This is a genomic window from Streptomyces sp. NPDC050508 (assembly GCF_040655155.1).
GTDB lineage: Bacteria > Actinomycetota > Actinomycetes > Streptomycetales > Streptomycetaceae > Streptomyces.
The window spans coordinates 147,738-167,657 of the sequence record NZ_JBFAJJ010000007.1; the positions used below are offsets into that span (position 1 = coordinate 147,738).

General features: G+C 69.9%; 14 protein-coding genes. All 14 read left to right on the forward strand.

Features of this window, described 5'->3' with window-relative positions; translation table 11 throughout:
- Nucleotides 1-214 precede the first annotated feature (214 nt).
- The 14 genes from AB0I69_RS21615 to AB0I69_RS21680 all read left to right on the forward strand — a co-directional run bounded on the left by AB0I69_RS21615 (nucleotide 215) and on the right by AB0I69_RS21680 (nucleotide 19,916).
- On the forward strand, nucleotides 215-4,240 hold the full coding sequence (locus tag AB0I69_RS21615; RefSeq protein WP_363097255.1) for an Rne/Rng family ribonuclease: 4,026 nt from the start codon (nucleotides 215-217) through the stop codon (nucleotides 4,238-4,240).
- A gap of 230 nt (nucleotides 4,241-4,470) precedes the next feature.
- Complete coding sequence (gene rplU / locus AB0I69_RS21620; RefSeq protein WP_006374708.1) at nucleotides 4,471-4,791, forward strand: 50S ribosomal protein L21; 321 nt, start codon at nucleotides 4,471-4,473, stop codon at nucleotides 4,789-4,791.
- A gap of 14 nt (nucleotides 4,792-4,805) precedes the next feature.
- Complete coding sequence (rpmA, locus tag AB0I69_RS21625) at nucleotides 4,806-5,060, forward strand: 50S ribosomal protein L27 (protein WP_019063244.1); 255 nt, start codon at nucleotides 4,806-4,808, stop codon at nucleotides 5,058-5,060.
- Nucleotides 5,061-5,211: 151 nt separating this feature from the next.
- Entirely contained in the window at nucleotides 5,212-6,648 is a 1,437-nt protein-coding gene (gene obgE, locus AB0I69_RS21630; protein ID WP_363097256.1) for a GTPase ObgE, read from the forward strand.
- A gap of 174 nt (nucleotides 6,649-6,822) precedes the next feature.
- On the forward strand, nucleotides 6,823-8,373 hold the full coding sequence (locus tag AB0I69_RS21635; RefSeq protein WP_363097257.1) for an alkaline phosphatase D family protein: 1,551 nt from the start codon (nucleotides 6,823-6,825) through the stop codon (nucleotides 8,371-8,373).
- A gap of 96 nt (nucleotides 8,374-8,469) precedes the next feature.
- Nucleotides 8,470-9,636 carry a hypothetical protein gene (locus AB0I69_RS21640; RefSeq protein WP_363097258.1) on the forward strand — a complete coding sequence of 389 codons (1,167 nt, stop codon included), beginning with the start codon at nucleotides 8,470-8,472 and terminating at the stop codon, nucleotides 9,634-9,636.
- A gap of 148 nt (nucleotides 9,637-9,784) precedes the next feature.
- The gene (locus AB0I69_RS21645; RefSeq protein WP_363097259.1) at nucleotides 9,785-11,278 is read left to right on the forward strand and encodes a bifunctional cytidylyltransferase/SDR family oxidoreductase; all 1,494 of its coding nucleotides are present in this window, start codon (nucleotides 9,785-9,787) and stop codon (nucleotides 11,276-11,278) included.
- Between the two features lie 59 nt (nucleotides 11,279-11,337).
- Nucleotides 11,338-13,380 (forward strand): hypothetical protein, encoded by a 2,043-nt coding sequence (locus AB0I69_RS21650; RefSeq protein ID WP_363097260.1) that lies wholly within the window; start codon nucleotides 11,338-11,340, stop codon nucleotides 13,378-13,380.
- Nucleotides 13,381-13,535: 155 nt separating this feature from the next.
- Entirely contained in the window at nucleotides 13,536-14,726 is a 1,191-nt protein-coding gene (locus AB0I69_RS21655) for a glycosyltransferase family 2 protein (protein WP_363097261.1), read from the forward strand.
- 247 nt (nucleotides 14,727-14,973) lie between these two features.
- On the forward strand, nucleotides 14,974-16,080 hold the full coding sequence (gene proB / locus AB0I69_RS21660; protein ID WP_363097506.1) for a glutamate 5-kinase: 1,107 nt from the start codon (nucleotides 14,974-14,976) through the stop codon (nucleotides 16,078-16,080).
- Between the two features lie 146 nt (nucleotides 16,081-16,226).
- The gene (locus tag AB0I69_RS21665) at nucleotides 16,227-16,685 is read left to right on the forward strand and encodes a hypothetical protein (RefSeq protein WP_019063252.1); all 459 of its coding nucleotides are present in this window, start codon (nucleotides 16,227-16,229) and stop codon (nucleotides 16,683-16,685) included.
- Between the two features lie 82 nt (nucleotides 16,686-16,767).
- Nucleotides 16,768-18,054, forward strand: coding sequence for a glutamate-5-semialdehyde dehydrogenase (locus tag AB0I69_RS21670; RefSeq protein ID WP_363097262.1), 1,287 nt, complete (start codon nucleotides 16,768-16,770; stop codon nucleotides 18,052-18,054).
- Nucleotides 18,055-18,174: 120 nt separating this feature from the next.
- Nucleotides 18,175-18,756 carry a hypothetical protein gene (locus AB0I69_RS21675; protein WP_363097263.1) on the forward strand — a complete coding sequence of 194 codons (582 nt, stop codon included), beginning with the start codon at nucleotides 18,175-18,177 and terminating at the stop codon, nucleotides 18,754-18,756.
- An 89-nt stretch (nucleotides 18,757-18,845) separates the two neighbouring features.
- Nucleotides 18,846-19,916, forward strand: a complete 1,071-nt coding sequence (locus AB0I69_RS21680; RefSeq protein ID WP_363097264.1) for a hypothetical protein — start codon at nucleotides 18,846-18,848, stop codon at nucleotides 19,914-19,916.
- Nucleotides 19,917-19,920 lie beyond the last annotated feature (4 nt).

Here is a 19,920-nt window from a genome sequence, read left to right on the forward strand (position 1 = left end):
GAGCCACCTGGGTCGGGCAGCGCACCGACCACAAGACTTTCGCCAGGCCGTCCGCATCTGGGCGTACGGAACCGGCGAGACAGGACACAGAGAGCTCCCGTGCGGCGCCCGCGCCCCGGACGGCGGCACCGCGCAACGCGCGAGCCGCGGACGTCACCGGCATCCATGCCGGACCAGGCGCGGCGCCCGGGAGCCTGACGGGAGAAACGCCCGCATGCTCGAACCGACCGAACCCACCGAGGGTTCCGAACTGAACACCCCCAGCGACACGCTGCCGCCGCGCCGCAGGCGCCGCGCCGCGTCTCGCCCGGCGGGACCGCCGACCGGCGCCGAGGGCGCGGTCGAAAGCAACGCTCCGGCCATACCGGCCGAGGCGACCGACGAGAAGCAGGACGAGAGCGTCGAGGTCACCGAGCCCGTTGCGGCCGAGGTGACCGAAGGGGCTGTCGAGGCACCTGCTCTCACAGAGGAAGCCGCGCCCGCCGGGCGTACGCGCCGTCGTGCCACCCGCCGGGTGTCCGCGCCCGAGGCGAGCGTCGTGCCCGACGCGGGCGAGATCGTGGTGCCGGCCGTTGCCGCCGCCGCGCCTGCCGCCGTCGAGGAGGCCGCGCCCGCCGCGTCCGACGAGGATGCCGCCCCGCGCCGGAGCCGTCGTCGTGCCACGCGCCGGGTGACCGCGCCCGAGACCGTCGCCCCCGAGGCCGTGGAGGAGCCCGAGGCTCCCGCCGTCGTGGAGGCGTCTGTGGAGGCGCCCGCAGAGGAAGAGGCCGCGCCCGCCGGGCGTACGCGCCGTCGTGCCACCCGGCGTGCCTCCGCGCCCGCCGGTGCGCCGCAGGCGGCCGAGGCCGCTGAGGTCGTCGAGGCCGCCGAGAGCAACGAAGCGATCGCAGCGCCTGCTGCCGTCGCCGCAACCGAAGTGACCGAAGGTGCCGCGCCCGCTGCCTCCGACGAGGATGCCGCCCCGCGCCGGAGCCGTCGTCGCGCCACGCGCCGTGTGTCCGCGCCTGCCGGGACGCCCGTGGGCGAGGAGGCCCCTGTGAACGACGAGACCGCCGCGGACACCGCGGAGACCAAGGCCGCCGCCGAGACCGAGCCCGTCGAGGACTCCGGGCCGCGTCGTCGGCGCCGGTCCGTGCGGACCGCCGCCGGAGGGTTCTCCGCGCCCGCGCCCAAGACCGGGAACACCGCCGAGGACGAGGACGGACCGCGTCGGCCGAGGCGGCCCGCCGTGGCCGTGTTCCAGGCGCCCGTCTTCACCGAGCCGATGTTCCAGACGCCGGAGCGGGCCGCGGCTGCCGCTGCCGCCGAGGCGGTGGAGGACGACGAGGAAGAGATCGTCGTAGCCGAGCCCGTCGTCGTGGAGGCCGTCGAGGAGGAGACCGGGGGACGCCGTCGGCGTCGTCGCCGGGGTGCCGCCTTCGAGGCCGAGCCCGAGACGCCCGCCGTTGTCGAGGCCGTCGTCGTGGAGGAGGAGCCCGAAGAGGCCGACGAGGCCGAGGACTCCGCCGACGGTGACGAGGCCGAGGAGACCGGTTCGCGCCGTCGCCGTCGCCGTGGTGGCCGCCGCCGTCGCCGTGGCGAGTCCGCCACCGGTGAGGACGAGGGCGACGATAACGAGGAGTACGCCGCCGAGCAGGTAGCGCAGGACTCCGAGGACACCGCCGAGCAGATCGAGGAAGACGCCGAGGACGCGGACGAGGACCAGGGCGGTTCCGGGTCCAGCAGCAGCCGTCGTAGGCGCCGTCGGCGTCGTCGCGCCGGTGACTCCTCCGGTGAGGCCGAGACGCCCTCGTCGTCGGACGACCCCGAGCGCACCGTCGTCAAGGTCCGCGAGCCGCGCGCCAAGAAGGACGAGCACCCCAGCGACGAGGTGCAGTCCATCAAGGGCTCGACGCGTCTCGAAGCCAAGAAGCAGCGCCGCCGTGAAGGCCGCGAGCAGGGGCGCCGTCGCGTCCCGATCATCACCGAGGCAGAGTTCCTGGCCCGCCGCGAGGCCGTCGAGCGCGTGATGGTCGTCCGCCAGAGCGGCGAGCGCACGCAGATCGGCGTCCTGGAGGACGGCGTGCTCGTCGAGCACTACGTCAACAAGGAGCAGTCGACCTCGTACGTCGGCAACGTCTACCTGGGCAAGGTCCAGAACGTGCTGCCCTCGATGGAGGCCGCCTTCATCGACATCGGCAAGGGACGGAACGCTGTCCTTTATGCCGGTGAAGTGAACTTCGAAGCGCTCGGCATGGCCAACGGGCCGCGGCGCATCGAGAGTGCGTTGAAGTCCGGGCAGTCCGTGCTCGTGCAGGTGACGAAGGACCCGATCGGGCACAAGGGCGCGCGCCTCACCAGCCAGGTCTCCCTGCCCGGCCGCTACCTGGTCTACGTGCCCGAGGGCTCCATGACCGGCATCAGCCGCAAGCTGCCCGACACCGAGCGGGCCCGGCTGAAGACCATCCTCAAGAAGATCGTCCCCGAGGACGCGGGCGTCATCGTGCGCACCGCCGCCGAGGGCGCGAGCGAGGACGAGCTGAGCCGTGACGTCGAGCGGCTCCAGGCGCAGTGGGAGGACATCCAGAAGAAGTCGAAGAGCGGCGGCGGTTCGAACGCCCCGACTCTGCTGTACGGCGAGCCGGACATGACCGTCCGCGTCGTGCGCGACATCTTCAACGAGGACTTCACCAAGGTCATCGTCAGCGGTGACGAGGCGTGGGACACCATCCACGGCTACGTCTCGCACGTCGCCCCCGACCTGGCCGACCGGCTGTCCAAGTGGACCTCCGAGGTCGACGTCTTCGCGACGTACCGCATCGACGAGCAGCTGATGAAGGCGCTGGACCGCAAGGTCTGGCTGCCCAGCGGCGGCTCGCTGGTCATCGACAAGACCGAAGCGATGATCGTGATCGACGTCAACACCGGCAAGTTCACCGGTCAGGGCGGCAACCTCGAAGAGACCGTGACCAGGAACAACCTGGAGGCGGCCGAGGAGATCGTGCGCCAGCTGCGGCTGCGCGACCTGGGCGGCATCGTCGTCATCGACTTCATCGACATGGTCCTGGAGTCCAACCGGGACCTGGTCCTGCGGCGCCTGCTCGAATGCCTCGGGCGCGACCGTACGAAGCACCAGGTCGCCGAGGTCACCTCGCTGGGCCTCGTGCAGATGACCCGCAAGCGCGTCGGACAGGGCCTCCTGGAGTCCTTCTCCGAGACCTGCGTCCACTGCAACGGCCGTGGCGTGATCGTCCACATGGAGCAGCCGACCTCGGTCGGTGGCGGCGGCAAGCGCAAGCGGCGCGGACGCGGTGGCGACGGGAGTGGGCAGGACGCCCACGACACGCACGAGCACGACCACGAGCACGATGTGGCCGACGACGAGGTCGAGACCGAGGCGGAGGTGGCGGCCGAGGTCGCCATGCCGGTGCCGTTCACGGAGACCGAGTTCAGGCCCGACGAGGACCTGTACAGCAGCGCCGCCGAGGCCGAGGCCGCGGCCACCCGCGGTGGGCGTTCGCGGCGCCGGACCAGTCGACGGGCGTCGGCTCCGGCCGGTGCGCCGAGGGCCGAGGCCCGTGAGGCGCGGCAGGCGCGTGAGGTCCGCGAGGAGGCCGAGCCGGCCGCTGTCGCGCAGGCCGCGCCCGTCGCCGTGGAGGCCCCGGTCGTCGAGGCTCCGGTCACTGTCGAAGCGCCTGTGGTCGACGTGGCCCCTGTTGTCGACGACGCCGCGCCCAAGGGCCGTACGCGCCGTCGGGCGACCCGTAAGGCGACCGCGCCCGCCGGTTCGCCGGCGGGGGCCGAGGAGGCCGCCGTGGTGACGGTCACCGAGGCCGCCGCGCCGGTCGTCGTCGAGGCACCCGCCCCGGCGCAGGTCGAGCAGCCCGAGGCGGCGCCTGTCGAGAGTGCGGCTCCGGCCCGCCCGCGGCGTCGTGCCGTGCGCAAGGCCACCGCGCCCACCGCGTCCGAGGAGGCGGCCGTCACGGTCGTACCGTCGGCCGTGGTGGAGGAGGCGCCGGTCGCGGAGGCTTCTGCCGAGGCCGAGGCTCCGGCCAAGAAGACGGCCGCGCGCAAGACGGCCAAGAAGGCCCCGGCGAAGAAGGCGGTCGCCAAGAAGGCGGCGGCCACCAAGACCGCGGCCAAGAAGACGGCCGCCAAGAAGACGACGGCCAAGAAGGCCGCCAAGACCACGTCGAAGAAGACCGCGGCGGCGGAGCAGACGAACCCGTCCTCCGTCACCGCCTCCACCGACGAGGGCTGAACCTCAGGGGTGTGCGGCCGGTCCATGTGATCGGTCGCACACCCTCAGGGGCCCGGTTTGACCCGTTCGGCTGCGGCCCCGTAACCTTGACTGTCGGCGTGTCCACTGGTGACACGCCACATCCCCGTAAACCTCTTCCTCCCGGGCGTGTTCCGCCGGGAGAGGCCGTCTGCTCTGCAGGGCGGCTGGACTGCGGGGGTGCCGTCCCTGAGCAAGAGAGTGAGATCCGCGTGTACGCCATCGTGCGCAGCGGTGGTCGCCAGCACAAGGTTGCTGTCGGCGACATCGTTGAGGTTGACAAGATTTCCACTGCCAAGGTTGGCGACACGGTCGAGCTCTCGACCCTGCTCGTTGTCGACGGCGACGCTGTGACCAGCGACCCGTGGGTCCTGGCCGGCATCAAGGTCCAGGCCGAGATCGTGGACCACCACAAGGGCGTCAAGATCGACATCCTTCGGTACAAGAACAAGACCGGCTACCGCCGTCGTCAGGGCCACCGCCAGCAGTACACGGCGATCAAGGTCACTGAGATCCCCGCGGCTGCGAAGTAAGGGACTGAGGAGAGATGGCACACAAGAAGGGCGCATCGTCCACCCGGAACGGTCGCGACTCCAATGCCCAGCGGCTCGGCGTGAAGCGCTTCGGCGGTCAGGTCGTCAACGCTGGTGAGATCCTGGTCCGCCAGCGCGGCACCCACTTCCACCCCGGTTCGGGCGTCGGCCGTGGCGGCGACGACACGCTGTTCGCGCTGAACGCCGGTGCGGTGGAGTTCGGTACCCACCGTGGCCGCAAGGTCGTGAACATCGTTCCGGTCGCCTGAAGCATCAGGTAGCTGAATCAGGCAACTGATCGGAAGCTTTCGCGAGGCGGACCTCACTTCCCTTCCGGGAAGCGGGTCCGCCTTTCGCGTGTTGACGTAGAGACATAGCTCAACCAAGAGACATCGCTGTACGTAACTGGAGGCACATCCCATGACCACCTTCGTGGACCGCGTCGAGCTGCATGTCGCCGCGGGTAACGGAGGCCACGGCTGTGCCTCCGTCCACCGTGAGAAGTTCAAGCCGCTCGGCGGCCCGGACGGCGGCAACGGCGGAAGGGGTGGGGATGTCATCCTCATCGTCGACCAGTCCGTGACCACGCTGCTCGACTACCACCACTCCCCGCACCGCAAGGCCACCAACGGCAAGCCCGGCGAGGGCGGCAACCGCTCCGGCAAGGACGGCCAGGACCTGGTCCTGCCGGTGCCGGACGGCACCGTCGTGCTCGACGGCGAGGGCAACGTGCTCGCCGACCTCGTCGGCCACGGCACCTCGTACATCGCCGCGCAGGGCGGCCGGGGCGGCCTCGGCAACGCGGCGCTGGCCTCGGCCCGCCGCAAGGCCCCCGGTTTCGCGCTGCTCGGCGTGCCCGGTGACCTCCAGGACATCGTCCTGGAGCTGAAGACGGTCGCCGACGTGGCTCTCGTGGGCTACCCGAGCGCCGGCAAGTCCTCGCTGATCTCCGTGCTCAGCGCGGCCAAGCCGAAGATCGCCGACTACCCGTTCACGACCCTGGTCCCGAACCTGGGCGTCGTCACGGCCGGCGAGACGGTCTACACGATCGCCGACGTGCCCGGCCTCATCCCGGGCGCCAGCCAGGGCAAGGGCCTCGGCCTGGAGTTCCTGCGCCACGTCGAGCGGTGCAGCGTCCTCGTGCACGTCCTGGACACCGCGACGCTGGAGTCCGAGCGTGACCCGATCTCCGACCTCGACATGATCGAGGAGGAGCTGAAGCAGTACGGCGGGCTCGGCAACCGCCCGCGCATGGTCGTCCTGAACAAGATCGACGTCCCGGACGGCAAGGACCTGGCCGAGATGGTGCGCCCCGACCTGGAGGCCCGCGGCTACCGCGTCTTCGAGGTGTCGGCCGTCGCCCACACGGGACTGCGTGAACTGTCCTTCGCCATCGCGGAGTTCGTCGCCGCGTCGCGTGCCGCGAAGCCGAAGGAGGAGGCGACCCGGATCGTCATCCGCCCGAAGGCGGTCGACGACAGCGGCTTCACCGTCGTACAGGAGGAGGACGGCCTCTTCCGCGTGCGCGGCGAGAAGCCCGAACGCTGGGTCCGCCAGACCGACTTCAACAACGACGAGGCCGTCGGCTACCTCGCCGACCGGCTCAACCGCCTCGGTGTGGAGGCGTCGTTGATGAAGGTCGGCGCGCGCTCCGGTGACGGTGTCGCGATCGGTCCCGAGGACAACGCGGTCGTCTTCGACTGGGAGCCGACCGTCATGGCCGGTGCGGAGATGCTGGGCCGGCGTGGCGAGGACCACCGGCTCGACGAGCCGCGGCCGGCGACGCAGCGGCGTCGGGACAAGCAGGCCGAGCGGGACGAGGCGGCGCAGGAGTTCGACGAGTTCAAGCCCTTCTGAGGCATCCGCAGGGCGTTACCAAATCTGGCTGAGACCCGTTGCTCTCGGAGTAACGGGTCTCTTGCTGTGCGCTCATTTGTCATGGACGCGATACTTACTGTTCAACGGGCGGGACTCCGCGCACTGTGAGGCTTCAAGTGACCCAAGAGGCCAACGTCGCAAGGGAGTTCACCGATGACCGGAGCCGTATCACCCGATCGACGACGTTTTCTCGCGGCCGGCGCGGCGGTGCTGGGGGCCGCCGCCTCCGCCCAGCTCTGGCTGCCGACCTCCGCCCGAGCTGCCGAAACCCCGCTGCCCGACGGTGTGTTCAGCCTCGGTATCTCCTCCGGCGACCCGCTGCCCGACGGCATCGTGCTGTGGACGCGGCTCGCCCCTGACCCGCTCAACGGCGGCGGCATGCCCGACCAGGTGGTCTCCGTGGAGTGGGAACTCGCCGAGGACGAACGATTCAGAAAGCGCGTGCGCCGCGGAATCGCGCCGGCCCGGCCCGAGTACGGGCACAGCGTTCACGTGGATGTACGAGGGCTGCGCCCGGGCCGTGACTACTGGTACCGCTTCCGCGCCGGCGGTCAGCTCTCCGCCACCGGCCGCACCCGCACCGCGCCCCACGCGAACAGCTCCGGCGGCCGGCTGCGCGTCGCGCTGGCCTCCTGCCAGAACTGGCAGAACGGCTACTTCACGCCGTATGCCGACATGCTGTCCCAGGACCCCGACTTCGTGCTCTTCGTCGGCGACTACATCTACGAGTCGGCGCCGTCGAACGCGGGGCCGCGCCGGCACGAGGGCACCGGGGAGCCGTACAGCCTGGTCCAGTACCGCAACCGGTACGCGCAGTACCGCACCGACCCGGACCTCATGGCGATGCACGCCAACACCCCCTGGGTGGTGACCTTCGACGACCACGAGGTGGACAACGACTGGGCGGGGGAGGTCCCGCAGGACCCCGACAAGCAGTCGCACGACGCGTTCGTGGCGCGGCTGACGGCGGCCTTCCAGGCGTACTACGAGCACATGCCGGTGCGCGCGAGCGCCGTGCCGAACGGGCCGCACATCCAGATGTACCGGCGCCTCGAATTCGGCCGTCTGATGCGCCTGAACGTCCTGGACACCCGGCAGTTCCGCAGCGACCAGGCGACCACGCAGGCCGGCGCCGAGGACCCGGCGATGACCATGATGGGCGCCGAACAGAAGCAGTGGCTGCTGGACGGGCTGCACCACTCGCCCGCCCGCTGGAACGTCATCGCCTCGCAGATCATGATGGCCGAGACGGACACCCTGCTCGGCGCGGGCAAGCAGTGGTTCTACGACGCCTGGGACGGCTACCAGGTCGAACGCAACGCCCTGTTGGAGGACTTCAAGAGCGTCCGCAACCCCGTGGTGCTCAGCGGCGACCGGCACCTCACGATGATCAGCGATCTGAAAGCGGACTTCGCCGATCCGGACTCCGACGTCGTCGGCGCCGAGTTCGTCGGCACGTCCATCTCCAGCAACGGCGACCAGGACCAGGCCGCCTTCCACGCCCAGTGGGACCCGCTGATGGCCGACAACCCGCACTGGAAGGTGATCGACGCCCACCGCGGCTACCACCTCTTCGACATCCGGCGGGACGGCATCGACGCGCAGGTGAGGGTCGTGGACACCGTCGTGAAGCCCACGGCGACGCCGAGCACCTACGCCTCGCTCCGCGTGGAGGCGGGCGACCCCGGCGTCAGCGTGGTCTGAGTCCCGTGAAACCTGTGTGACGGGAGCCTGGGACTCATCTGTGTCCCAGGCTCCTCTCAGGTCAAACTCAGGAACAACTCTTACCTTCCATTAACCATGGAGACGGACTGTATTAAGGAAGCGCTGCCCGCCGGGACCCGGCTGCTGCACATCGGCCCGCACAAGACCGGGACCACCGCCATCCAGGGCGCGCTGTTCGCCGCGAAGGACACGATGCCCGAGCACGGCGTCGACTTCCCCGCGCACAGCAGACACCCGATGGAAGCGGCCCTCGCCGCCTGCGCCCGGCCCGCGATGATGGGCGACACCGTGCCCACGGACAAGCACTGGACGCGCCTCCTCGACGCCGTGCGGGCCACCGGCGACCGCACCTCGGTGATCAGCAGCGAGTTCTTCGCCGACGCCGAGGACGACGAGACCATCGCCCGGATCGTGGAGCAGCTCGGCGGCGAGCGCGTGCACATCCTGATCACCCTGCGCCCGCTGGCGAGGATCATGCCCTCGCAGTGGCAGCAGTACGTGCAGAACGGCCTGCGCATGGGCTACGACAACTGGCTGGAGCACATGCTCCGCAAGGCGCCGTACGAGCAGCCCAACCCCAGCTTCTGGCGGCGACACCGGCACGACCGGCTGGTGGAGCGCTGGGCCCGGGTCGTGGGTCCCGAGCGGGTGACCGTCGTCGTGGTCGACGACAGTGACCGGGACGGGCTGCTGCGCACCTTCGAGGCGCTGCTCGGACTGCCCGCGAATCTCCTGCGGCCGGTTCCGGACGCGGCGAACCGTTCCCTTACCCTCGCCGAGACCGAAATGCTGCGGAAGCTCAATGTCGAATTCCGCGGCAATGGGCTCCCCGATGAGCTGTATTCCAAGCTCGTGCGCAACGGCGCGGTCATGCATATGAAGAATTCGTGCAGCCCGACCTCGCAGGACGTGAAGATCACCACGCCTCAGTGGGCGGTCGAGGCCGCGGGCGCGATCGGCGCCGAGATGGCGGGGACCATTGCCGCCACGGGTGTACGGGTCGTAGGGGACACGGCGCTGCTGTCGGCCGTACCGGAAACCGTGGAGAAGAAGGTGTCGGGGGTGCCGCGGATCGCTCCCGAAGTGGCCGCGCAGGCGCTCTACGGGGCGCTCGCGGCGGTCGCTGCGGTGCCCGTGCGGCACAGTGCGCCGGCGAAGGCGCGGACGGTTCACCAGACGTCGTCGAAGGAACTCGTGCGGGTTCTCGGTCACCGTTGTCTGAAGAAGTTGCGTCGCGGCTGAGTGCGTCATCGCTCGGTCACCGGCAGTGCAAGATGAATGACAGGTGTCGCGCACATATGCGGCGGAGGTCACTCGCCTTGCACTGCGGTAACCGCGAGTGGGACCATTTGCGAGTTCCCCGTTGTCCCGAGGTAGGTCAAGGTCACCTGTGTCGCACATAGCCAAGCCCCGCACCACCGCAGTGATCCTGGCCGGCGGTACCGGTCAGCGCGTGGGTCTCTCGATCCCCAAGCAGCTGCTGAAGATCGCCGGCAAGGCAGTCATCGAGCACACCCTGACCACCTTCGAGAACGCCGACTCGATCGACGACATCATCGTCCTGATGGCACCGGGCTACGTCCCGGACATCGAGAAGATCGTCGCCAAGGCCGGTTTCCAGAAGGTCACCAGGATCATCGAGGGCGGCTCCACGCGCAACGAGACCACCGAGCGCGCCATCGCCGCGCTCGGCGAGGGCCTGGCCGAGGGCGAGGACCGCAACGTCCTCTTCCACGACGCCGTGCGCCCCCTGCTGTCGCAGCGCGTGATCGACGACTGTGTGGTGGCCCTGGAGCGCTTCCAGGCCGTGGACGTGGCCATCCCGTCCGCCGACACCATCATCGTGACCCGCACGCACGGCGACGACGGCGAGTTCATCACCGAGATCCCGGACCGCTCCCGGCTGCGCCGCGGCCAGACGCCCCAGGCGTTCAAGCTGTCCACGATCCGCCGCGCCTACGAGGTCGCCGCCGGTGACCCCAACTTCCAGGCCACGGACGACTGTTCGGTCGTGCTCAAGTACCTGCCGGACGTGCCGATCCACGTCGTCGCGGGCGACGAGTACAACATGAAGGTCACCCAGCCCGTCGACGTCTTCATCGCCGACAAGCTCTTCCAGCTCGCCTCCACGGCCGCGCCCGAGCAGGTCGACGAGGCCGCCTACCGCCAGCTGCTCACCGGGAAGACGCTGGTCGTCTTCGGCGGCTCGTACGGCATCGGCAAGGACATCGCCGAGGTCGCCGAGGGCTACGGCGCCACGGTGTACGCGCTGGGCCGCTCCACCACCGGCACGCACGTCGAGAACCCCGAGGAGGTCGACGACGCGCTGTCCAAGGCGTACGCCGAGACCGGGCGCATCGACTACGTCATCAACACCGCGGGCGTGCTGCGCATCGGCAAGCTGGCCGAGACGGACAACGCGACCATCGAGGAAGCGCTGAAGGTCAACTACCTGGCGCCCGTGCAGATCGCCCGTTCCGCGTACAAGTACCTCGCCGAGACCAAGGGCCAGCTGCTGCTCTACACCTCCAGCAGCTACACCCGCGGCCGTGCCGAGTACAGCCTGTACTCCTCGACCAAGGCCGCGATGGTGAACCTCACGCAGGCCCTTGCCGACGAGTGGGCCGGCGACGGCATCCGCGTGAACTGCATCAACCCGGAGCGCACCGCCACCCCGATGCGCACCAAGGCGTTCGGCCAGGAGCCCACGGGCACGCTGCTCTCCTCCGAGGCCGTGGCCCGTACCTCGCTCGACGTGCTGCTGTCCGAGCTGACCGGCCATGTCATCGACGTCCGCCAGCAGGACCCGACGGCGGGCGCGGCCAGGGCCTCCGGTTTCGAGGCCGCCCTCGCCTCCGTCCTTGACGTCCAGGACGGCGTTTAATTAAGCCTGACTCTGAGATCCCGGTAAATTACTCAAAACCCCCAAGAGCAGGTTTATCAGTGATTTCCACCGCAATTCGCGTGGCCCGGGTGGGCAGCGCAGCTGAGCTGGCCGCCGCCGTCCTCATGATGCTGGGATTCCCGGCCCTCATGCTGGCCGCGCTCATCCCGAGCGTTCCCGCCTTCGCCGCCGCGGCCGTCGTGACGTACGTCGCGGACCACTATCTGCACCGCCAGGCCAGCTACCTGATCAATCGCCTCAGCAAGGTCAGGGCGGGCCTGTCCATCCGCTTCCTGATCCGCCAGCTCCTGCTGATCCTCCTGCTGGCCCGCATGGACCTCTCGGACCACCTGATCTTCTACGGCGCGATCGCCTGCTTCATCGCCTTCTACGGCCTCCAGGCCCCGCACGGCGCTGTCGTCACGCTGATCCGCAACCGCCGCCGGATGCCGGTCGCCACCCGCAACGTCGACCTCGGCTCGCGCATCAACATCCCGGACGCCCCGCCGTTTGGCCTGCTGGAGCGCTCCGCCGAGAAGATGCTCCACCTCGACCTGTTCGCCGTCGTGGGCCTGCTGATCTCCGCACAGCTGGACTCGGCCGTCGCCGCCTTCATCGGCATCGGCGTCACCCTGTTCCTGGGCACCTTCTACGTCCTCGCGCTCGTCCCGTACATACGGGGCACGAAGATCCCGCCGACCGCCGAGGTCATCCTCGAAGCCGTCGACGACTGGCTGCACGAGTACAAGCCGCAGACGGTGCTCTGCTTCTCCGGCTCCAAGGACTCGGCGTACCAGGTCAACATGTGGCTGGAGACCATGGAGCAGCTGGACACCCGGCCGCTGGTCCTGCTCCGCGAGCGCGTGATACTGCAGAACCTCGCCCCCACCAAGGTCCCCGTCATCTGCGTGCCCGGCGGTGTGCACCTGATGAACATGGACCTGTCGACCGTGCGCGTCGCGCTGTACGCGGCGAACGTCGGCAAGAACATCCACCTGCTGCGCGTCCCCACCATGAAGCACGTCTTCATCGGTCACGGCGACAGCGACAAGCTGGCCAGCGTCAACCCGTTCAGCAAGGTCTACGACGAGGTGTGGACCGCCGGCCGCGCGGGCCGCGACCGCTATGCCATCGCCGACGTCGGTGTCCGCGACGACGACATCGTCGAGGTCGGCCGCCCGCAGCTCGCCCCGATCCAGACCTGGCAGGGCGTCCCCGAGGGCCGTATCCCGACAGTGCTCTACGCCCCCACCTGGGAGGGCTGGGACAACGACCCCGGCAACACCTCCCTCCTGCTGGCCGGCGAGAACATCGTGAAGAAGCTGCTCAAGGCCGACCCGCCGGTCCGTGTCCTGTACAAGCCGCACCCCTTCACCGGCACCGTCAGCGCCGCGGCCGGCTCCGCGCACCGCAAGGTCGTCGCCCTGGTCGAGAAGGCCGCCGCCCAGCGCGCGACCGACCCGCGCTTCCAGGCCGACGCGGCCGTCCAGACCAAGGCCAAGGCCGATCTGGCCCGCATCGAAGCCCGGATCACCGAGCTGTCCGGCGGCGCCGCCGACAAGGGCGACGAGGCCGAGCTGACCCGTGACGGCGTCGTCGACCTGGCCAAGTACGAGGAGATCGCCCGGCTGCGCGCCGAGTGGAACGACGCGTACTGGAAGTCCTTCGGCACCTTCGAGCACCGGGTCATCTCCGGCGCCGAACCGCGCCTGTACGACTGCTTCAACGTGTCCGACGCGATGGTCTCCGACATCTCCAGCGTGGTCTCCGACTTCATCGCGAGCGGCAAGCCGTACGCGGTCACGGACTCCGCGAAGCTGGGCGTGGAGGAGTTCAAGCGGCAGAACACCGCGGTGCGCGCCGCCGTGATCCTCTCCAACAAGGCAGGGGAACTGGGCGAGTTGCTCGCGGCGGTCCGCGCCCCGGACGCCGACCCGATGGCCGAGGACCGCAAGGAACTCAAGGAGTACCTGCTCGGCCCGGACGAGCCCACGTCCATCGAGCAGTTCAACACCGCGGTACGGGACCTGGCGCTCAAGTCCGAGGCTCGCAACGTCGGCCAGGAACGGTCGGCCGCGACGGAGGCCGAACTGACGAGCTGACCTGCGCGAGTCAGAATTTGGTCAAGAAGAGCCCGGTTTTCGAGGAGTGATCCTCGAAAACCGGGCTCTTTTGCGTATCCCCTGCTGACGGAGCACAACCGATCCACAGGGTCGGCCGTCTTCCAGATGGCGATTCAATGGACAAAGGGGAACGCGTGACCGGGACGCAGCCTGATGTGACCGTGGTCATCGGGGCCTACGAGGCGATGCCCTACCTAGTCGAGTGCCTGCGCTCGGTCGAGGCACAGACCCTGGACCCGGCCCGTATCGAGGTCATCGCCGTGGACGACGGCTCGACGGACGGCACGGGGGAGTACCTGGAGGAGTTCGCGGCCCGCGCCGCGACCCACGTCACGGTGATCCGCCAGGAGAACTCCGGCGGCCCCAGCTCCCCGCGCAACGTCGGCCTCGGCAAGGCGAGCGGGCGCTACGTCTTCTTCCTCGACGCCGACGACCGGCTCGCCCCCGAAGCGCTGGAGCGCATGGTCGCGATGGCCGACCGCAACGGCACGGACGTGGTGCTCGGCAAGGTCGAGGGCATCAACCGCGTCCCGCCCAAGGCGGCGTGGGTCGAGACGCTGGAGCGCACCGACGTCTTCCACTCCAACATCAAGTTCACGCTGAGCGCCCAGAAGCTGTTCCGCCGCGCGCTGTTGGAGCGGCACAGCATGCGGTTCGACGAGTCGCTGTTCACCGGCGAGGACGCGCTGTTCACGATGGAGGCGTATCTCCGGGCCGACGGCGTCTCCGTGATCGCCGACCACACCTGCTACTACCTGGTGGGCCGCGACGACGGCAAACACGTGACCAAGAGCGGCAGTTACACCCTGCGCTTCGACTCCGCACGCGCCCTGATGAACCTCATCGCCGAGATGGTCCCGCCGGGGGTGGAGCGCGACAAGCTGATGGTCCGCCCGTTCCTGGTCACGCTGCTCCCGCAGTTCGGCCCGAAGTACGTGGCGGACAGTGAGCAGGTCCGACGCCACAAGTTCGAGTTGGCGAAGCCGCTGATGGACGCCCACTGGACGCCCGAGGTGGCCCTCCGCCTCAAGGTCAACGAACGTCTGCGACTGCACTTGGTCGCGCAGGAACGTCCCGAACTCCTGTTGGACATGGTCGAGTTCATCAAGTCGAAGAAGCGCCCCGATGCGGTCTTGGAGAGGGGTGGCCGTCGCGTGTACCTGGCGTATCCCCATTTCCGCTCCGCGGAGGCTGCCCTGCCCGACTCCCTCTACTTGGCCGAACCCCGTGAGGCCCGAGAGGTTAAGGGCTACCGGGAGGGAGCGGTGGGCACACTCCTGCGCCGGGTGACGAGGAAAGCGCGTCGGATGTTGAGAGCCGCTTGAGTTCATAGTGCGGGCCGGTGGGGGCTGGTCGCGCAGTTCCCCGCGCCCCTGAAAAACGCAGGCCGGCCCGGGTCTTTTAGGGGCGCGGGGAACTGCGCGACCAGCCACGACGCACCCGCACCCGAAACTCAACCCATCTGTCCGCGAACTGGACCAACGTGCACACCCCAGCCCGGTTCGCGTAAATTGCCGCGGGTCACCCGAACTACCCGAGGGGATTCCGCACGTGGCAGCCGCAAGGCAGGCCGTGACCGAGGCCCGCAGGATCGTCGTCAAGGTGGGTTCCTCCTCCCTGACCACCGCGGCCGGCGGCCTGGACGCCGACCGCGTCGACGCACTCGTCGACGTCCTCGCCAAGAGCCGCAGCGGGGGAGAGAAAGAGGTCGTCCTCGTCTCCTCCGGTGCCATCGCCGCAGGCCTCGCCCCGCTCGGACTGCGCCGCCGCCCCAAGGACCTGGCCCGCCAGCAGGCCGCCGCCAGCGTCGGCCAGGGCCTCCTCGTCGCCCGCTACACCGCCTCCTTCGCCCGGTACGGCATCCGCGTCGGACAGGTCCTGCTCACCTCCGACGACATGAGCCGCCGCTCCCACCACCGCAACGCCTCCCGCACCCTCGACAAACTCCTCGCCATGGGCGCCCTCCCGATCGTCAACGAGAACGACACCGTCGCCACGGACGAGATCCGCTTCGGCGACAACGACCGGCTCGCCGCCCTCGTCGCCCACCTCGTCCACGCCGACCTGCTCGTCCTGCTCTCCGACATCGACGGCGTCTACGACGGCGACCCCAGCCGGCCGGGCACCTCGCGGATAGCGGAAGTCCGCGGGCCCGCCGACCTCGCGCACGTCGAGATCGGCAGCGCGGGCAAGGCCGGCGTCGGCACCGGCGGCATGGTCACCAAGGTCGAGGCGGCCCGTATCGCCGCCGCCGCCGGCATCCCCGTCGTGCTGACCAGCGCGGTCCACGCGACCGACGCGCTGACCGGCGGCGACACGGGCACGTACTTCCACGCCACCGGAAAGCGCTCCGCGGACCGGCTGCTCTGGCTCCAGCACGCGTCCACCCCCCAGGGCTCGTTGACGCTCGACGACGGTGCCGTGCGCGCGGTCGTGCAGCGCAGGATGTCGCTGTTGCCGGCCGGAATCGCCGCCGTCGAGGGCGAGTTCAGCGCGGGTGATCCCGTCGAACTCCGCGACAGCGCGGGGCATGCGGTCGCCCGGGGTCTCGTGAACTTCGACGCCAAGGAGATCCCCCAGCTGATCGGCCGCTCCACCAGGGAACTGGCGCGTGAGCTGGGACCGTCGTACGAGAGGGAAGTCGTACACAGGGACGACCTGGTGATCCTGCACCCGTAAAACAACCGAAACGTCCGCCTCCCCGCGGTGGACCTTCCGTAAAAGCGCCACGCGGACGCCTTCGGCCTGCTCAACTTTGTCTCAGGGACAAATTCCGCGCGAGCACTGCAGCTCGACCTTTGCGTAAGGAGGCCGTCGTGAGACGAGTGCGCCCTGGGGCGGCGGCGTCCCGCGGTGGTGCCACCTCTCGCGCGCCCGGCGAGGAGCGCACGCTGACGAGCGTCGCGGCCGGCGCCCGGTACGAGGGCGAGGAACCCAAGGACCTCCCCCGGCTGTGGCATGTCACCCTCAGCGTCTCCGGCGGCGAGGCCCCGCTGAAGGAGGTGCGGCGCGGTCTGGAACAGCTCGCCCACGACCACCCCTTTCTGCTGACCAGCCGCTACGCCAACGACCACGCGGAGATCCGCTACTGGGAAGAGGCCCGCGACCTGCACGACGCCGCCGCCGTGGCCCTCCGCCTGTGGGGCGAGCACCGCCAGACCGCCAAGCTGCCGCCGTGGGAGATCGTCGGCCTGGAGGTCATCGACCGCGAGACCTACCACCAGCGCATCTCCGAGGGCTACGGCCCGCTGCCCGCGACCCCGGTCGGCGTACATCCCTTTTGAGCCGTCTTCGGGGCCTTCCGCGCTTGTCTCGCGGTTTGGGACAGCCGCTGGACGCCCCCGCAGGGCGCACTACCCTTCCCTCATGACCACGCTCTCGCCGTACGACTCCCTGTCCCCGGTCACGCAGGCCGCGTACCGCGCAAAGTCCGCCGCCGCCGACCTCGCGCCGCTGCCGCGCGCGGAGAAGGACGACGCGCTGCTCGCCATCGCGGACGCGCTGGAGGTCCGTACGAGCGAAATCGTCGAGGCCAACGCCAAGGACATCGCCAAGGCCCGCGCGGCCGGCACCAGCGAGACGGTCATCGACCGGCTGACGCTGACCCCCGAGCGCGTGCGGGCCATCGCCTCGGACGTACGGGACGTCGTCGCGCTGCCCGACCCGGTCGGCGAGGTCGTCCGCGGCTCGACCCTCCCGAACGGCATCGACCTGCGCCAGGTCCGCGTCCCCCTCGGCGTCGTCGGCATCATCTACGAGGCCCGCCCGAACGTGACCGTGGACGCCGCCGCCCTGTGCCTCAAGTCCGGCAACGCCGTCCTGCTGCGCGGCTCCGCCTCCGCCTACGAGTCGAACACCGCCCTCGTGCGCGTCATCCGCGACGCCGTCGGCGGCGCCGGACTGCCCGCCGACGCCGTGCAGTTGGTGCCCGGCGAGAGCCGCGAGAGCGTGCGCGAGCTGATGCGCGCCCGGGGACTCGTGGACGTGCTGATCCCGCGCGGCGGCGCCTCCCTCATCCAGACCGTCGTCAGCGAGTCGACCGTCCCCGTGATCGAGACCGGCGTCGGCAACTGCCACGTCTACGTCGACGCCGACGCCGACCTCGACATGGCGATCGACATCCTGATCAACTCCAAGGCCCAGCGGCCCAGCGTGTGCAACGCCGCCGAGACCCTCCTCGTCCACCAGGACATCGCCCCCGAGTTCCTGCCGCGCGCCCTGGACGCCCTCGCCGCGGCCGGCGTCACCGTGCACGCCGACGAGCGCGTGCTCGCCTACGCCAAGGACTCCGAGGCCACGGTCGTCGAGGCCACCCCGGAGGACTGGGACACCGAGTACCTCTCCTACGACATCGCCGCCGCCGTCGTCGACTCCCTCGACAAGGCCGTCCAGCACATCCGGCTGTGGAGTTCCGGCCACACCGAGGCGATCGTCACGTCCTCCCAGCAGGCCGCCCGCCGCTTCACCCAGCTGGTCGACTCCACCACCGTCGCCGTGAACGCCTCCACGCGCTTCACGGACGGCAGCCAGTTCGGCTTCGGCGCGGAGATCGGCATCTCCACCCAGAAGCTGCACGCGCGGGGCCCGATGGGCCTGCCGGAGCTGACGAGCACCAAGTACATCGTCACGGGGGACGGGCACATCCGCCGCTGAGCCGCAGTCTCTCGGCATATGCGAGGGGCATAAGGCCTCATCTGTGAAGAGATGTCTCACCCAGCGGATGAATTTCCCTACCGTCTGCCCAAATTGACCCCCCAGGTCTACTCTGGAGAGGTGCCGGAGGACGTGGGGGGCAGGCCGTTTCCTGACGGCTGGGAGCCCGACGACGACCACGACCGCGGAATGTCGGACGAAGAGTTCGCTTCCGTGGTCTTCGACGAGGCCTTCATACGGGCGGCCGTGGTACATGAGCCGACCGCCGTCGAGCGCCTCCTTGCCGCCGCGCAGGCGAGAGCCGAGGCCTCCGAGGCCGAGGCCCGCCGCGCGCAGCACGGCAGACGCGGCCGGGGCGACGACGACCTGTTCGAGGACGCCTACGGGCGCGAATTCGGCCATGATCCGGAACTCGACGACCTGGACGACACCGATGTCGTCGAGGGCCGTTACGGCGCCCCGGGGACCTACGGCAAACCGGTCCGCTGGCACCGTCCCGTCGCCTGGCTGCTCGCCCTCGTGATGGGCATCGGCATGGTCGCGCTGGCTTTCTCGGCGGTCTACCGCGGCGCGTCCTCGGGCGGCAGGGACCGTGTCCCGCCCCCGGCCTCCACCGGAGTGGAGCAGGGCACGGCGGCGGCACCCTCCGCTTCCGCCGACAACTCCCAGCCACCGCTGTCCGCCGTACCGCGCACGCCCTGAGGGAGCTGTGAGCGGCCCGGTGAGAACCTGTCAGAACTTGTCGTGTACCAGGGCGTTTACCTGAGGCTCCGGAGACCTACTCTGAAAGTATGGGCGGTCCAGGAGACCCACCTGAGGGGACGCCCGAGGGCGCTCCCGGTGGTGGTGAGGACGAGTACCGATCCGTCGTATTCGACGAGTCGTTCGTCCGCGCTGCCCGCCTCCAGGAGTTCTCCGCGCAGGAGCGCATGGCCGACCACGCCCCCGCTGTCCGCCGCCGCCCGGCCCTGCGCCGCGGTCTCTCCCGCCAGGCGCTGATCCTGGTCATGCTGATCGCCGTCGCCTTCGGCACCGCGATCTACATGGGCGTACGGCACCCCTACACGACCCCCACGGCCCAGCAGCCCGCCGAGCCGCTGCGGATGACCGTCATCCCGCTGTCCCCCCAGGGCAAGGTGCCGGGAGCGGCCGACGCCGAGGATCTCTACGCGCACAGCCCCGCCGCGCAGTTCAGCGTCGGCGGCGAGGGCATCCCGCTGCCGGCCGCGCGGCGCACCGCGCACTTCTCGGACAGCCAGGTGGTGGCCGCCCTGAGCACCGCCAAGGACTACATCGTGGAGTCCTCGCTCTACCCGGCGGTGCTCACCGGTGGCCAGATCCGCCCCGCGCGCGTCCTCGTCGACCCGGACCAACTCGACCAGTTCGACCAGAGTTTCGAGCACCCGACCGCCGACGGCCGACACGAGCCCACCGGATGGCTGGTTCGCTTCGACCCCTCACGCGCCGAGCTGGCCGACCGCAAGATCCGCGTCCAGGGCACCCTGCAGGCCACCGAGGTCGACTCGTCCACCCTTGAGGTCACCGCCGACGGAACCTTCGTCTACGCGCTACGGCCGACCGGCTCCGGCGACAGGGCCCAGGCATCCCTGTTCACCGTCCGCCGCGAGCTGCAGTTCCGCTTCGACCGCGACGACCTGCGCATGCACCAGGCCCAGGTCATCGTCTCCTACGTCCAGGCAGGCCCCCTGTCCTGCGCCGAGGACTCCGTGACCCACCTGCGCCCCCTGCTCGCCGGCCAGACCGCCAAGGCGGGCGGCCCGGCCGGCACGGACCCGTACGCCACGGGCAGCGCCACGGCCCTGTGCGGCTCCCTGGCGACCGGCGCCCAACCGAAGGTGTGAGGCG